Here is a 16,494-nt window from a genome sequence, read left to right as displayed (position 1 = left end):
TTTTACGCGCTCACGATCGTAGCCTGCCCTTTCATTGCGGTCGGCAAAATTGCTAACACTGCCGGAGCTAAAGGCTTCAAATCTGCCAAACGGTTAGAAGATGCTTGCAAAACGATGACTGCAATATCGAATGCTGGCAGGTTTTGTTGGAACGCTAGGTTACGATCGACCGTAAGGAAAACATCGAACTCTAATGCTGCAAGTTCAAGCAGTTGCCCGTCTTTGATTCCTGCCCATCCCATTTGCGGAACAGGTTTCACGTCATAGTCAGAGAACTCTCTTGCCAGCCTACGATCGATACACTCGTCTAACAAGAGGTTCATGCTAAGCGACCATCCTGACAATTTGTTTCTCTGCCTCTTCTAGTAAGGCAATGACCTGTTCTCTACTGACCGTTGGAAATCCGTCTAGAAAATCATCGATCGATTCTCCTGCTTTTAGGTAATCCAAAAGAGTCTGCACAGGAACTCTAGTGCCTACAAAAACTGGCGTTCCGCCCATAATTTCAGGAGATGAACTAATTACTGAAGAGTGTTTTGACATGAGTTTCAAAGTTTGAATAAATTTCGCTTTTATCGCTTATCGATTCTAGTAGAGTCATATCGGCTGAGTTTTGATCTCTCCCGATATTGTGCATTTCATCACTTCATCACTTCTCGTCCTATCATAATTGGACTACGGTTCACTTGAATTGACTTCTTGCTACCATGGCGAGTTCTTGGACACCTCTCCACGCCAAAATTCATCGCACTCTTCGTAGCCGATCGCTACTTCCAAAACACGAATCGATTCTAATTGCGCTCTCCGGGGGTCAGGATTCTCTCTGTCTCGCTCAACTTCTCATCGATTTACGCGATCGTTGGAATTGGCATCTCGCGATTGCTCATTGTGATCATCGCTGGCGCGCCGACTCCCAAGCCAACGCTGATCACATTGCGACTCTCGCTCAATCCTGGAATCTCCCCTTCTATCTCAAAACTGCCGATTCTCCTCCCCCCAACGAAGCGTCCGCAAGAGAATGGCGATACGCTCAACTGCAATCGATTGAAGGATTTCACACCATCGTTACTGGGCACACTGCCAGCGATCGCGCTGAAACTCTTTTATTTAATCTAATCCGAGGCAGCGGAGCAGATGGGTTAAGCTCGCTCAATTGGACACGTCAACTGACTCCAACAGTCAAACTGGTACGACCCTTGCTCGAAATCATGCGATCGCAGACTGCTGAATTTTGCCGCGATCGCAACCTTCCCATCTGGCAAGACAGCACAAACAATGATCTAGCCTATGCGCGCAATCGCATTCGCCAAGAGTTGCTTCCTTCCCTCAAGCATAATTTCAATGCTCAAGTCGAATCCCATCTCGCCCAAACGATGGAACTCTTATCCGCTGAAGTGGAATATTTAGAAACAGTCGCTTCAGAATTCTATGAAACCGCGATCGACATAACTTCTCAAAGTCTCGATCGCACCATTCTTCGTAAAATTCCTCTCGCGATTCAGCGCAGAGTCATTCGTCAATTTCTGATGCGATCGCTCAATTTCAACCCAAACTTCGAGCAAGTCGAAAAATGCGTTGGATTGATTACGGCTCCAAATCGATCGCGCACTGATCCGTTCATCGAAAAAACGATCGCAGAAGTCAACGCAGATCAGATTCAACTCAAGTCCCTCGACTAACCTCACTCAAAGAATTCCAAGCTCAGAGTGACGAAATTCTCACCACTCTTTAAAGTCCTCTAAGTTTTGGAATCGAGGGAGATTTAACTCCCTCCAATCGAAGCAAGAAACATCGATTAAGCCATCGCAAATTCCGGCTTTCGAGTCAATTCTGTAATCGCCCGCTTCATGTCTTCGATCGCAGAGTGCTGTCCACCTGACTGTGCAATCACTTCCAGATGTTGACGCATTGTTGTAATCGAATCCTGAATCGGTTGCAGCATTTCTTGATACAGGGCAACTCGTCCTGCCAGTTCTGCTGCTGAAACTCGCTGAGATTGCAATGCTTCCTCAAGTTGCTTCAACTCATTCCGCTTTGCTTCTTGCTCACCCGATTGTGAATTCACGTAATCCTGAGCCTGTTGAATCGCAGATTCAATCTCTCGAATTCTTGCCTCAACTTGTTGCAACTCTTCCGACTGCTTTTGACGTTGCGCTTCGATCTGAGCAAATACGATCGATAAATCCAAGCCACTGTCTTGATCTGCTTCAGCCCCACCTCGACGAATCAGAACGGCTTTATGCTGACGCAGTTGCAATTCTTTCTCTCTCAAACTCCGGCGCTGACCAACCAAGGTCTGATTGAGAAATTCGTAAGCATCCTGCTCATCCGTCAATTCGTTTTCGAGACTCATGCGATCGAACTCACTCGCCTGAGCAATTCTATTTTTAAGTTCTTGAATCTCTTTCTCTTTCAAGCGAAGTTCTTCTTCTTGCCCATGTACAAATTGAGAAGACTGGTCAAACTCGCCCTGTAAGCTCTGGACAATTGATTTAAGTTCCTCGATCGGCAAATTCTCCAGTTCTTGAATATCAACCTGTACCTCTCCACCTCCACCTGCGATCGCGGTTTGCAGATGTTGATGTAAATCAGAATGATATTGAATCTGTGCAGTCAGCGATTGTGCAATTTCTTGCTGGCTCTTTAAGACCGACTGCTGCGACTTGATCTCAATTTTGGCATTTTCGAGCGACTCTTGTGCTTGGTTCCAAATATGCCACTGCTCAGCAACGTAATCTGCTTTCTGACCGACTTCTTGGCGCATTTGCTCGGTTAACTGCCGTTGTTCTTCTAGTATTTGCCAATGATGGCTGAGCAGATTTTGCTGGTAGTCTACGAGTTCATTGCACTGCCGAACCGTTTCGGGAAGAGTTGCTGATTCAGTGAAGCGATCGAGCATGTGACACAGTTCTTGTGCCTTTGCCTCATCTAACACACAAGCACCGAGTAATTCCTCTTTGCGTTCTTCTAGCTGTTGTCTTTGCCCTTGCAACTGCTCCCAAGCGCCAGCCATTTCTTGACGATTGCGTTCTAGCTCTTCTTGCTGACGCATCACCTCTTCACGAACAGCTTGAAACTCTTGGCGTTGTTGCTCCATTTGTTGGCATTCAATTTCCAACTGCTGCAACTCTTCTTGCCGAGCTTCCATTTCCATTTCGCGGCGAGTTAACTCCTGACTTTGATAAGTCAGCGACTCATTCCATTGCTCAATTTCCTCTTCTTTCGTGCGAATTTTTTCTTGCAGTCGCGAAAAAGTCTGCAAAATGTTCGCAATCGGGCGACCTGCTTCCTGAACGCGCTGTACCTGCTTGTTGCCCGTTAAATCAACCAGTAAAAGTGACCCAGGACTAAATTTATTCGCTTCTTCTGAGGGAATCACTTCTTCTGCGGTAATCGTGCTCCAATTCTGTTCACCTCGCTGACAAGCCAGTAACTTCAGTTCAGACTTGCCACCGCCCATGATTCCGCCTTTCTTCTGAATCACTTCTGCTAGATACAGCACAACTAAAAGCTCTCCTATTCGATGCCCAATGCTTCGCTTAATGTGCCCGAATTGTTTGCGTTCTACCCAACTCACTGAAAAAAACTATCATGCTACGAAATCTCACCTTGCGAAAAATCCGGTTCACCTGAGCATTAATAGATACAATGTGTGGACAATTCACGTAGCTCTCATTCTGGGGTCTCCGTGAATGCCGAATTGTCTCTATAGCACAACTCTATGCAAGGTCAACTCAGCGAAATTGACATTAGGAGTATCCTGCAACTGATCGAACTGGGTCAGCGCACAGGAGAATTGTTCGTTGAAGCGTACTCACCTTCTGGTGTCGTGCATCGTCGATCGCGCAATCACCCCTCTTGGTTTGTCTTTTTCCTGAATGGTCAAATTGTCTATGCAGGGGAAACCGAATCAGATCTGTCTCGCTTAAGAGATTACTTGCATCGGTATCGGGCTGAAACTACGATCGACCAAATTCCTGCTTCGTCGATCGCGACTTTCAATACGCCAGAATACGGCTGCTTGTGGGCGTTACTCGAAAATCATCTCGTGACACCCGCTCAAGGACGCAGCATTATTCAAGGCATGGTGCGTGAGACATTATTTGATCTGCTGAGTTTACATCAAGGCTCTTTTATTTTTGAGCTAGGAAACGCCCTGACTCCGCAGCTATTGACGATGGAAATTGCACCCTTGGCGAGAAATGCGTTGAAGCAAGTCCAAGAGTGGAAACAGCTTCATCCGTATTTACATACTCCCGACCAATGTCCCATCATTGTCGATCGAGAGCAGTTATCCGCAGCTTTACCGAAAGCCACTTATCAACTGCTCGATCGCTATACCGATGGACAAACCTCAATTCGGCAGATCGCGCGTTATTTAAACCGTGATATTTCTGCCGTCGCGAGGGCAATCTATCCGTATGTTCAGCGCGGTTGGCTACAACTCAACGCCGTTCATCCTTCGGTGCATTCTACTTCTCGCACTCCTTTAGAATTGGGACTCAATGCTAAGGCTCCAAAAGTCCTTTGTATTGATGACAGTTCAACCGTGTGCAAGGCAGTAGAATTAATGCTGGATCGCAACGGGTACGATATCAGTACGATCGAGAATCCACTGACTGCACTGAGTCTTGTCTTTCAAATTAAACCGGATTTGATCCTCTGCGATATTGCGATGCCAGAACTCGATGGCTACGAACTTTGTGCCATGTTGCGACAATCCACAGCATTTCGGCAGACTCCAATTTTGATGCTGACTGGGAAAGATGGATTCATCGATCGTGTCCGAGCACGCATGGTTGGAGCTACAGACTATTTAACGAAACCTTTTGGAGAGCATGAGATTTTGATGTTATTAGAAAAATATGTTGGGGTTGGACATCCTGAAATCCTGACAACCACACAGCAAGTTTTAGATGCGTTAGAGGCGGAATTAAATTTAAATGCCTCGTAAAAATACTTGATTTTTGAATGGTATCAGATTAATTCAGTATTTGCGGGTACTTTGTTAGTAATGATTCAAGGTCAACAGGGGCGAGTTTCTCCCGTCATCGGTTTAGCCAAGCTCACAGGTAGGGGGTTATGAGTACAGTTTTAGTCGTGGAAGATAGTGTCACCCAAAGAGAGATGATCACTGATCTGCTTAAGGGAAGTGGCATTGAGGTGACGATCGCGACCGATGGCGTTGAAGCCTTGGAACACATTCAAGGGCATTGTCCTGATCTTGTGGTTTTGGATATTGTCATGCCTCGAATGAATGGCTATGAGGTTTGCCGTCGGCTCAAAGCCGATCCCAAAACTCAGAAAGTGCCAGTCGTGATGTGTTCGTCCAAAGGAGAAGAGTTCGATCGCTATTGGGGCATGAAGCAGGGGGCAGATGCCTATATTGCTAAGCCCTTTCAGCCCACTGAACTCGTCGGTACAGTCAAACAATTGTTGCGCGGTTAGGAACAGTCGTAATGGTGGGAAGTCCAGATTTCTTAACAGGAAGAGGGCAGGATCAAGCGCCCGAATTTCAGGAGTTAGAAAGCCCCGAAGGTGAGTTGCATTTGCGATTTTACACACCCTCTGGAGCTGAGTTTGCGTTACCTGCCACTGGAATTCGAGAAGTCCTTTCTCCATCCCCAGACCGGATTACGCCTGTTCCGAACGTTTCGCCGCTTCTGCTTGGCACACTCAATGTTCGAGGGCGTGTCGTTTGGGTGGCAGATTTGGGTCAATTCTTGGGCGATGCGGCTTCCCTCAACACCGATCGCCCAGAGATTTCGGTGATTGCGATTGAAGATCAAGACATTATGTTAGGGCTAGCGGTTGATCGGATTCTAGGAATGGAATGGCTCGATATCGAGAATGTCCAAGCGACGACGGCGGCTCCCGATAGTGTTGCACCCTTCTTGCGCGGAGAGTGGGTACTCGGTCAAGATGGGAGCCAATGTTTGCGCCTGCTCGATCAGGTGGCGATTTTGCGATCAGCGAGGTGGGCAGCATGAAACAATGCCTAATTGATTCTTCACATTATTCAGATCAATTTGTAGATTCTGTAAAGGAACAGGGGAACTATTTTGCAAAGGAAAGTTCCCTGAACGGTAAAGATTTATTTGCTGAGGGGGGAGGCGAAAACTTGAAATTTTTTTCGGTACATTTCGCCATACTAGGTCGCAGCATGTATTATTCTCACTTTACCCTAACTGCTCCTATTTTCAAATCCCGTTTTCAGAGCAGCACGTACTTGCAGGAGGAGGCATATGGCACGAGGAAATGAATTCGCTCAAGAATATCAGCAGGCAGAGCGCGCCTATATGCAGGGCAAGTATGAAGAAGCGGCTGGCATCGTCGATCGCTTAGTTGATAATTATCCTCAAGATCCTAGTGCTCGACTCTTACGGGGTCACATCTACTGCTATGGCTTACAAAAGTATGATGTGGCGCAAGAGCAATACCAGTCTGTTCTCGATCTCACCTCTGATCCAGAATTTGTTGATTACGCGAATAGTGGTCTGGCTTATGCGGGTCAATTTTCAGATAGCTCTGCCGATAGCTTTGCAGATACCAGTCTAGAAACAGATTATTCAGGATTTGACGAATCTGCTTATCTATCACAAGAATCTGCAAATTCACTGGATGACTTCGCATTCGATGACGATTTCAAAGCAACTACAGAAGAATCGTCGTCTTTTGGAAATCCCTTTGGCGCACAGCACAACGGTGATGGTTCAAAAGTTGGAGCTTCGATCGGGTTAGATGATCCGTTTGCAGTTTCAGCTTCATCGGATGCGCCGTTCTCAATGCAGGACGAATCCGTAGTGAGCCAAGACTTCTCGAATGCACTGGATGATTTTGATCAAGTCTTTGCCTCAGATGATGAGCCTTCGCACGGCAGCATGTCTACAGTTTCAACTGATCCAGGCATGTCCCAGGGAGACATGGCTGTTCCAATCAGTCGCGTTACAAGTCGGGATACCAGTGAAGAAACTTTGTTTATGGCGGCTCCGGGCTTCTATGATGAGCAAGCTGCAGCTGCATTCGAGATGCCAACTGAGCAGAACAAATTTGCGCCGATCTACGATGAGCCGCAAAACGGCAGTCGAAATCATCCGGTCTCAACGCCAGGCAATCAAAGCAATGTTGATTTCCTAGACGATTTTGAAGACTTTGATGATCTGGGAAATCTTTCAGATTTTGATCTATCTGAGGATTCAGCCGGATTTACCAGTCCTTCGATTGGAAGTGCGTTTGGATTCAATTCAAATATGTCCGCTGCTTCGGACAGCGCTGAAGTTGATTTTGGGCAAGGTTCGGATTTTGCACCTTCTAATAGAGATGGTTCAGCCTTCCAGGATGATGAACTTTTCAGCATGTCCAGCACAACTGAACAGGTCCCAAGTTTTACGACTCAATTAGATGTTCCAAGTTCAGAACCGACTCCGACTGTTGAACAAGGTTGGTTAGCTCCACTTGAGAATGCTTCATTCGCAACTAAGCAGTTGATTGCTGCTGGAGCTGCTGGGATTGTCTCAGCAGTAGCGGTTGCAGTGGTTAGCTTTGTCGCTTCCAATCAGGCGGCTCAAAACAATAATGGAGCTGTTGTTTCTCAGCTGCGCACAACTGGGATTGTGATGGCTCTGGCGAGTGGTGTTTGCGGTGGTGGTGCAGCATTTGCGGTCGGTCAAATGACTGCTCGGCATATGAAGCGATCGACCGATGACCTCAAAGCCCAATTTGATTCGGTCTGTCAGGGCAATCTTCAAGCACGGGCTACTGTTTTTGCAGAAGATGAGCTTGGTCAACTCTCGACCAACTTTAACCAAATGACTCGTGTGATTCTGACTACGACCAGCGAGGCGCAACGTAAGGCAGAAGAACAAGAGCAAGCGAAAGAAGATTTACAGCGCCAGGTGATTCGCTTACTCGATGATGTAGAAGGTGCGGCTCGCGGTGATTTGACGGTACAAGCAGAGGTTACTGCTGACGTCCTTGGAGCGGTTGCTGACTCATTCAACTTAACCATTCAGAACCTGCGTGAAATCGTTCAACAGGTAAAACAAGCTGCACGTCAGGTCAGTAAGGGTTCCACGGAAAATGAGATGTTCGCTCGCAGTTTGTCTTCTGACGCATTGCGTCAAGCTGAAGAACTCGCGGTAACCCTGAACTCTGTACAGGTGATGACCAACTCAATTCAGCGTGTAGCAGAGAGCGCTCGTGAAGCCGAAGAAGTCGCAAGAACTGCGTCTTCGACTGCCTTGAAGGGCGGTGAAGCGGTAGAACGTACTGTGGCTGGTATTCTCGAAATTCGAGAAACAGTGGCAGAAACGACGCGTAAAGTTAAACGACTCGCGGAATCTTCGCAAGAGATTTCTAAGATTGTTGCCTTAATTTCGCAGATTGCGTCTCGAACCAATCTTCTTGCATTGAACGCCAGTATTGAGGCAGCAAGAGCAGGAGAAGCAGGACGAGGATTTGCAATCGTTGCAGATGAAGTTCGACAGTTAGCAGACCGAGCCGCAAAAGCGTCGAAAGAGATTGAACAAATCGTATTACAGATTCAAGGTGAAACTGGATCAGTAATGACCGCGATGGAAGAAGGAACTCAACAAGTTATCGAGGGAACCCGGCTCGCTGAACAAGCGAAGCGCTCACTCGAAGACATTATTCAAGTATCGAGCGTCATTGACACACTTGTGAGATCAATTACCGCCGATACGGTTGAGCAGACCGAAACTTCACGGAATGTCGCTCAAGTGATGCAATCCGTGGAATTGACTGCACAAGAGACTTCGCAAGAAGCTCAACGCGTGTCAGGGTCACTGCAAAACCTAGTAGGGGTTGCGCGTGACTTGCTAACGTCGGTAGAACGATTCCGGGTAGAAACTGTTGATCGGAAGTAAAAACGATTCTGCTCAATCATTTTTGTGCCAGATCGAATAACTTCCAGTACAGTAAAGCCAATTGTACGGAGTGTTCTCACCTTGGTGAAACGCCACCCCAACTGAGATGACTTTTTCATTCTCATTGGTCATTTTCATCCCAGAGGCTCAACCAGTCTCAACGGAGATTACTCATCTACAGAAAGGACAGTGTGATGCAGCCGGAACAACAGCAGCGAATCATGGGCTACTTTATTGAGGAGGCAAAAGACCATCTCAATACGATCGAGCAGGGTTTGCTGAATCTGCAAGACACCATGACAGACCCAGAAATGGTAAATGAGGTCTTCCGAGCGGCACACTCGGTGAAAGGTGGTGCGGCGATGTTGGGCTTGAACAGCATTCAGAAGACCGCCCATCGGTTGGAGGATTACTTCAAAACCTTGAAGGAAACGCCCACAATTCAATCTGATCAAAAGCTAGAGACGCTCTTGTTAAAGGTGTTTGATACGCTAAAAGAGCATTTAGAACAACTGCAAATGCCGACTGGGTTGGATGAGGATGAGGCACAAGCAGCGCTGGTCACGTTGGAACCTGTCTTTTCGGAAGTTGAATCACATCTAGCGCAATTAGAACGCAAGGCATCTGCAGGTTCAAGTAAGGGAACGGTGATTCAAGCTGAGAGTGTTTTGCAAGATAATGCTCTACTGTTGATTTTCCAAAACGATGTTCCAGCGCAATTGCGGGAAATGCTGCAAATCTTCCGGCAAGCAGAGACAAATCTGGATGCACGAGTTCGCTTACAGGAAATTTGTGCGGGCTTGAAAGGACTTGGAGAAGCATTTGGATTGGCGAGCTGGAGTCAGCTGATTGAAACAGCCAGTCAAGCGATCGGTAATTCTCAGAATGCATACCGAGACCTGGCACCACTTGTGATTACTGAGATCAAGTTGGCACAGGGACTGGTGTTAGCAGGACGAGAAAAAGAGATTGCACCGAGCCATGCTTTACAGGCAATGGCTCCGGCTACGGCTGAAACGGCTGAAACAGATCTAGAATTGGCAGACTTCTTTGCGATCGCCAACACAGAGAGTTCAGAAGAGCTAGACTTCTCTGGCTTAGATTTTGCAACAACCTCTACGGATGCTGCGGATGATCTGAGCTTGGATGATATGTTTGCTGCATCAGATGCGGAAACAGATGACTTGAGCGCATCGAATCTGGATGAAATGTTCGATCTAGCAGTATCTGATAGTGTAAGTGCCTCGGATGATCTGAAGTTAGATGGCATATTGGATTTATCAGCGTTAGATGATCTCCCATCTGAAGAAGTTCTTTCTTTCGATGGCAATGGCGCTGATATGGGAATGGACGAACTCAATAGTCTTGCTGACCTATTTGAAGGTGAAACGCCGGATCTGGGAGCAACTTGGCAGCAGGAAGAAGTCATTGATCTAGAAGTAACTTCTTTTGAGGCGAATCATTCGGAAAGTCATAGTTTTGGCAGTATGTTCTCTGAAGCATCTGAAGAGTTCGGTTCAGATGATTTAGCAGAACTGTTGAGTGGAGAAGCGTCAGATTTAGGAAGTGCTCTATCATCTGAGGCGGCTGATGAGTTTGAATTGCCTGATTTTTCTGACGATATTACTGAATTTGGAGTGCCTCCTACGCCGATCGAAGATCAAGCCATCGATAATCTAGGTTTGGATGAGCTAGACGGCTTGGATTTAGTAGCAGAGAGTAATTTACCTGTGAGTGGGTTTGAAGAAGCTGAAGGCTCTTTAGACAACCTAGGTGAGCTATTTGCAGGACTAGACGATAATGATTTAGGATTGGCTGCTGCAGGCGAATCTGCTGTAGAAGAAGCGCTTACATTCGATTCTGCTGATTTAGAAAATATCTTTGAAGAAAATCCGTCTGATGGACTGAATCTTAACGAATTTGAGATTGAACCTGCTGAAGAAGATGTCTCAACGAATACACCTGCTGAATCTCTGGAAGTAGGTTCAGCAGCAGTGCTATCACCTAATACGTGGGATAGTTTGGATCTAGAGATAAATTCCGACGATTTTCTGGTTGAAACCGAAATTCTCAATGGTCAAGCTGATGCAGAGCAGCTTTTCGATGAGAACGAGTTGGAACTAGGTGGGCTTGAAGATTTAGAACTTGAAGATCTGAATTTGGGACTAGATGACTCAGAAACTCTCAATGGTCAAGCCGCTGCTTCACAGCTTCTTGATGACTCAGATTTCGGGCTTGATGGCTTTGAAGAGGCGGGATTAGAAGATTTAGAATTGGGACTAGATGCTTCGGAAGAGGCGGGATTAGAAGATTTAGAATTGGGACTAGATGCTTCGGAAGACGCTGTTCTTAATTCTCTCTTTTCTGAAGGATCAGCAGAGGGAGACTCGATCAAGGATTTGGCACTCGAATCACAGTCATCTCTGTCTGAAGATTTACAGTTGGGTGAATTGCTCAGTGAATCAGACTTCAACCAAAACGGTTCAGCTGCTTCTAAATTGGATGAGTTAGGTTTTGAGCATGAGGGCGATCTGAATCTTGATGGATTGGATCAGCTTGGCATTGAAGAAGATAGTCTCTTTGAAGCAACGAACAACTTTTCTGCACCCAACGATGTACTTGCAGATCTCTTAGATTTCTCTTCAGATGAGGCTGAGCTAGAAGCGGAACTTAATCTTGAGAGTTCATCGTCGATCGATGCAGAGGATGCTCTTGCCGATTTGTTAAATTTCTCAAGCACAGAGCCAGATTTTGATGAAGAATTAGGACTTGCCGATGAAGCCCCAGGAACATCAGCAGATCCTCTTTCTGATCTGCTTGACTTCGATGCTGAGCTAGAAAATCTCAACGGCGTAGCGGCAAGAGATGAGATGGAACTGCTTGACTTTGCAACAGATGATTTATCTCTAGAGTCTGAATCAGAAGAGTCTGAATCAGAGTTACACAACGGTTCCATTTCAGATGCAGACGATGCAGTTGCAGATTTACTTGACTTTTCATTTGAAACTGGTGCTGAAGAACCTTCTGCATCCGCTGATGAAAATCTGTTTGATTTGGATACACTGATTGGTTCTGACTTCTCTGAATTCGCTGATGAATCTTCAGCAGTCGAATTAGAGAGCACTTCAGATTTTGACTTGGGATTTAGTGAAGATTTAGAGGCATTCGCTGATGAATCTCCGGCAGTCGAGTTAGAAAATATTTCGGACTTTGACTTGGGATTTAGTGAAGCTTTAGTGACTGAGCCTCAAGATGATTTTGCCGACCTCAGTTTGGATTTATTCGGGGCAGAGGTACAGGGTCAAGCAGCAGAGGAAATTCAGCCAAGTCTGACAGATGATCTGGAGTTGGGCGATTTTGAGTCTGGAGATGGAATTGAACCTGATGATCTAGATGCATTGTTGAACGAAACAGAGAGCGATGCAGATGCTGACTTAAATTCGCTGTTGGGAGTTGGAATTGGAACCGCCGCGATCGCAACGGGGTTAGGGGTTGGCATGGCTGCGATGAACTCTCAGCCCGAAACGCCAGCATCACAAGACGAATTAGATGAACTTGATAGTCTGTTAGACTCAGATGATGAGCTGGATGCGTTGTTAGGTGAAACATCGAATGAGCTTGATGATCTTGACTCGCTCTTAGATGAGCCTTTATCGAACGAAGCTGCAGCAGGAGAGAATTTTGATGATCTCGAATCTCTACTCGCAGATGCACCAGAAGTGACCTCTCCGCAAACTAGCGTTGTTGCAAGTCATGCAGATGATGCAGAATTCGGCGACTTGGAGAAAATGCTTGAAGAAGCTGACCAAACGATGGGCGGTTCTCCAGCGAATCGGGCAGCAGTAACTCCAGGGCGGCGTTCTCCTCGTGCTGCAAAAGGCTTTAGTGAGCAAACGATGCGGGTTCCAATCAAGCATCTTGATAACCTGAGCAATTTGGTTGGGGAACTCGTTGTTAATCGAAACAGCTTGGAGCAAGACCAAGAACGTTTGCGGCAATCGCTGGATAATTTGTTGTACCAGGTGCAGCAATTAAGTGATGTTGGTCAACGGATGCAGGACTTGTATGAGCGATCGCTGCTTGAGAGTTCACTGCTTGCAAGTCGTCAAAATCATCGCGTTCCCTTTGGTGGTTCAGAACGCAATGGCGGCAATGGACATTCGACAGGGGTTGAGTATGACCCATTAGAAATGGATCGCTTCACCGGATTTCACTCGCTCTCGCAAGAGATGATTGAGTTAATCGTGAGAGTTCGAGAGTCTTCTTCTGACATCGAGTTTATTGTCGATGAAGCAGATCAAGTGACTCGAATGTTCCGGCAGGTGACGACCCAGTTACAAGAAGGATTAACACGATCGCGAATGGTTCCGTTTGCTCAAACGGCGGATCGGTTGCCTCGTGCGGTTCGAGATATCGCGATGAAGTGTGGAAAGCAAGCTGAGCTTGTAATTGAAGGGCGCGATACCTTGATTGACAAAATGATTCTGGAGCATTTATATGACCCAATGACTCATTTGGTGAACAACGCAATCACCCACGGTATCGAAGATCCTGAAGTTCGTCGTGCAGCAGGAAAGTCGCCGACAGGCCGGATTACGATTCGGGCATTCCACCAAGGAAATCAGACGGTGATTTCTGTGTCTGATGACGGAGCAGGGGTAGACGTGGAACGGGTCAGATCGAAAGCGATCGAGAAAGGTTTGATCACTGCCGCAGAAGCGAAGAATGCTTCTCGTTTGGACATCTATGATCTGCTCTTCCATCCAGGCTTTAGTACGAAAGATCAAGCAGATGATTTCTCAGGTCGTGGCGTTGGGATGGATGTGGTGCGCACCAGTCTCAGTGAGATTCGGGGTGCGATTAGTACAGATTCGGGGCAAGGCAAAGGCACGACCTTTACGATTCGCTTACCGCTAACGTTGAGTATTTCTAAAGCGCTCTGTTGTATTAGCGATCGCGCTCGGATTGCATTCCCAATGGATGGGGTCGAAGATATGCTCGATCTCCCGAAAGAGCGGCTTCAAACGGACGCAGAAGGGAATCCCTGTATCAGCTGGCGTGATACATTGCTGCCGGTAAGACCCTTGAAAGATTTGCTGGGATATAACCGTCATCTTAGCCGTGGTAATGTATACGGCGGAAATCAGGAAGACGATATGGTTTCGATCGTCATTTTGAGAAGTGCCGGAAATTATTTGGCACTGCAAGTCGATCAGGTGTTGGGTGAGCAAGAAATTGTAATCAAGCAGCTTGAAGGTCCTGTACCTAAGCCGATTGGAGTTGCGGGTGCGACTGTGCTTGGGGATGGGCGGATTATGCCGATTGCGGATGTCTTGGAACTGATTGACTTATCTGTAGGTCGAATTCGTCGCGATGCTGGCTCCATGTGGGAGCAGGGAGCGGGTCAGCCTGTTGTTGAGACAGTTGCGAAGACTGAGCCGATGGTGCTGATTGTCGATGACTCGATTACGGTACGTGAGTTATTGTCGATGACATTTAATAAAGTCGGATATCGGGTGGAACAAGCCCGCGACGGTCAGGAAGCGTGGGAAAAACTCAGATCAGGGTTGCCGTGCGATATTGTATTCTGCGATATCGAAATGCCGCGAATGGACGGATTAGAGTTGCTGTCTCGGATTCAAAAAGATCCGAACTTGGCGAATTTGCCAATCGCAATGCTCACCTCGCGTGGTGCAGACCGACATCGCCAAATGGCAGCATCTCTGGGCGCAAGTGGCTATTTTACAAAGCCTTACCTGGAAGAAGCACTGCTGGATGCGGCGCAGCGGATGTTAAAAGGAGAAGTTTTAATTTCTGCTAATCATTCTGGGAACAGTTAGGACAAATTTGCTTCTAAATCTTCAAGGCGGAACCGCAAGTTCCGCTATTTTTCTGAAGTTTTAGAATTTTCTTAAAAAAAGCGGAAATCTATCGATCGGTAGAGCCTTTTTTGCGATAACCTACAAATCTGAGCCTAAATCTATAGATTTCATGTAGATTTCCTCGCGTAGATACTTCCCTACAAAACTTTACATATTTTAACTTTTGGTAGGAAAAGTGACATACATGCTCATTTTCAACGAGCGTGAATTGCATGGATAAAGTGCAAGATTTCGTAATGTCCGAACACCGAAGTAACAAGCGATCGTGGAAGTGACTACAAGCCTTCTGTAGCGTCATATAGAGATAGATCAAGAATAGGCTAGGAATTAGACGGAACTGGCAATTCCAGAACTGCAAAAATGCCAGTTTCAGTAAGTACAAATGCTGAGGGCATCTCGTAGTATTCACGTAGTGTTTTCGTGAGTGAGGTGGTATTTCTCACGCTGTCAAGTCGAAATGCCCGTCTTGGCAAATTGCGAAATTTACATTAAATCTGACTTAGCTCTCCTAGGAAGCAAGAAAAGAGAGTCTCTGCTAAAGGTGTGAGGCGACTAAATTGTTTGACCTTGTAGGAGGTTTTGTATGCGGATTGCTCAAGTTACCCCGTTGTGGGAGCGTGTTCCTCCCCCAGCGTACGGTGGCATTGAATTAGTCGTGAGCCTGTTGACGGATGAGTTAGTACGTCGCGGTCACGAAGTCACATTATTCGCCACAGGGGACTCGATCACCTTGGCGCAGTTAGAATCGGTGCATCCTCGTGCGATTCGGAATGATCCGACGGTGAAGGAATACCAAATCTACGAAACAATGCAACTGGGGAACGTTTATCAACGTGCACATGAGTTTGATATTATTCATTCTCACATGGGTTGCCCAGCTTTACCCTACGCACAATTAGTGAAAACGCCGACGGTTCATACGCTACATGGCACATTTACTTCGGATACATCTAAGGCTTATGCGTATGCTCGATCGCAGCCTTATGTGAGTATTTCAGATGCTCAGCGCGAACCTAGCCTGAATATGAACTGTGTCGCAACGGTTTATAACGGGATTGATGTCGATAGTTACAAGTTTTATGCTGAGCCGAATGATCCGCCTTACTTAGCGTTTCTGGGTCGCTTGTCGCCAGAAAAGGGGCCGCATCACGCGATCGAGATTGCGAAGCGCACCGGAATGCGGTTAAAAATGGCTGGAAAGGTTGATATCGTCGATCAAGAGTTTTACGAAGAGGTGCTTTTACCGCAGATTGATGGTGAGCAGATTCAATATCTGGGTGAGGCGAATCACGTTCAGAAGAATATTCTCATGGGTGAGGCCGTGGCTACGCTCTTCCCAATCACTTGGAGAGAGCCGTTTGGGTTAGTGATGGTCGAGTCGATGGCGGCTGGAACTCCAGTGATCGCAATGCGATTGGGTTCGGCTCCAGAAGTGATTCGAGATGGAAAGACGGGATTTTTGTGTGAGACAGTGGATGAGTGTGTTGCGGCTTTGGATCGGGTAGCAGAGATCGATCGAGCGGTGTGTCGTCAGCATGTGATTGAGAATTTCAGCGTCCAGCGGATGACGGATGGATACGAAGCGGTGTACCGCCAGTTGCTAGGAGAGCGGCTGTTTCAGGTTAATGGCAAAGTGTTGAGCAAGTTCAAGTAGCAAAATTGCGAATCTGAAAGGGAAGGGGTTTTAAGGTAGGGACGAGGAAGTAGGGGGCTAGAGAAAAGTGTTT

Annotated in this window: 10 protein-coding genes; 7 read left to right on the top strand and 3 right to left on the bottom strand. The window is 46.8% G+C overall.

What is annotated here, in order from left to right; all coding sequences use genetic code 11:
• Nucleotides 1-2 precede the first annotated feature (2 nt).
• Both LEPBO_RS0127830 and LEPBO_RS0127825 read right to left on the bottom strand, forming a co-directional pair.
• A complete protein-coding gene (locus LEPBO_RS0127830) occupies nt 3-323 on the bottom strand; it encodes a DUF5615 family PIN-like protein (RefSeq protein WP_017290874.1) in 321 nt (106 codons plus the stop codon).
• Nucleotide 324: 1 nt separating this feature from the next.
• Nucleotides 325-543 (bottom strand): DUF433 domain-containing protein, encoded by a 219-nt coding sequence (locus tag LEPBO_RS0127825; RefSeq protein ID WP_026148973.1) that lies wholly within the window; start codon nt 541-543, stop codon nt 325-327.
• A 164-nt stretch (nt 544-707) separates the two neighbouring features.
• Here LEPBO_RS0127825 and tilS point away from each other — a divergent pair, with 164 nt between their 5' ends.
• Nucleotides 708-1,679, top strand: coding sequence for a tRNA lysidine(34) synthetase TilS (tilS, locus tag LEPBO_RS0127820; RefSeq protein ID WP_017290872.1), 972 nt, complete (start codon nt 708-710; stop codon nt 1,677-1,679).
• Between the two features lie 116 nt (nt 1,680-1,795).
• Here tilS and hmpF read toward each other — a convergent pair whose 3' ends face one another.
• Complete coding sequence (hmpF, locus tag LEPBO_RS0127815) at nt 1,796-3,577, bottom strand: pilus motility taxis protein HmpF (protein ID WP_017290871.1); 1,782 nt, start codon at nt 3,575-3,577, stop codon at nt 1,796-1,798.
• A 144-nt stretch (nt 3,578-3,721) separates the two neighbouring features.
• On the opposite strand from hmpF, the gene LEPBO_RS0127810 reads away from it, so the two are divergent.
• The 6 genes from LEPBO_RS0127810 (at nt 3,722) to LEPBO_RS0127775 (ending at nt 16,421) form a co-directional block, all read left to right on the top strand.
• The gene (locus LEPBO_RS0127810; RefSeq protein ID WP_017290870.1) at nt 3,722-4,954 is read left to right on the top strand and encodes a response regulator; all 1,233 of its coding nucleotides are present in this window, start codon (nt 3,722-3,724) and stop codon (nt 4,952-4,954) included.
• A 128-nt stretch (nt 4,955-5,082) separates the two neighbouring features.
• Nucleotides 5,083-5,448, top strand: a complete 366-nt coding sequence (locus LEPBO_RS0127805) for a response regulator transcription factor (protein WP_017290869.1) — start codon at nt 5,083-5,085, stop codon at nt 5,446-5,448.
• Between the two features lie 11 nt (nt 5,449-5,459).
• The gene (locus LEPBO_RS0127800; RefSeq protein ID WP_017290868.1) at nt 5,460-5,990 is read left to right on the top strand and encodes a chemotaxis protein CheW; all 531 of its coding nucleotides are present in this window, start codon (nt 5,460-5,462) and stop codon (nt 5,988-5,990) included.
• A 255-nt stretch (nt 5,991-6,245) separates the two neighbouring features.
• Complete coding sequence (locus LEPBO_RS0127790) at nt 6,246-8,885, top strand: methyl-accepting chemotaxis protein (RefSeq protein WP_017290866.1); 2,640 nt, start codon at nt 6,246-6,248, stop codon at nt 8,883-8,885.
• A 194-nt stretch (nt 8,886-9,079) separates the two neighbouring features.
• Complete coding sequence (locus tag LEPBO_RS0127780; RefSeq protein ID WP_017290865.1) at nt 9,080-14,725, top strand: hybrid sensor histidine kinase/response regulator; 5,646 nt, start codon at nt 9,080-9,082, stop codon at nt 14,723-14,725.
• A gap of 625 nt (nt 14,726-15,350) precedes the next feature.
• Nucleotides 15,351-16,421 (top strand): glycosyltransferase family 4 protein, encoded by a 1,071-nt coding sequence (locus LEPBO_RS0127775; RefSeq protein WP_017290864.1) that lies wholly within the window; start codon nt 15,351-15,353, stop codon nt 16,419-16,421.
• Nucleotides 16,422-16,494: the final 73 nt, after the last annotated feature.

The organism is Leptolyngbya boryana PCC 6306, assembly GCF_000353285.1.
GTDB lineage: Bacteria > Cyanobacteriota > Cyanobacteriia > Leptolyngbyales > Leptolyngbyaceae > Leptolyngbya > Leptolyngbya boryana.
Note: the sequence above shows the minus strand (reverse complement) of the source record. Positions and strands in the feature narration are given on the sequence as shown.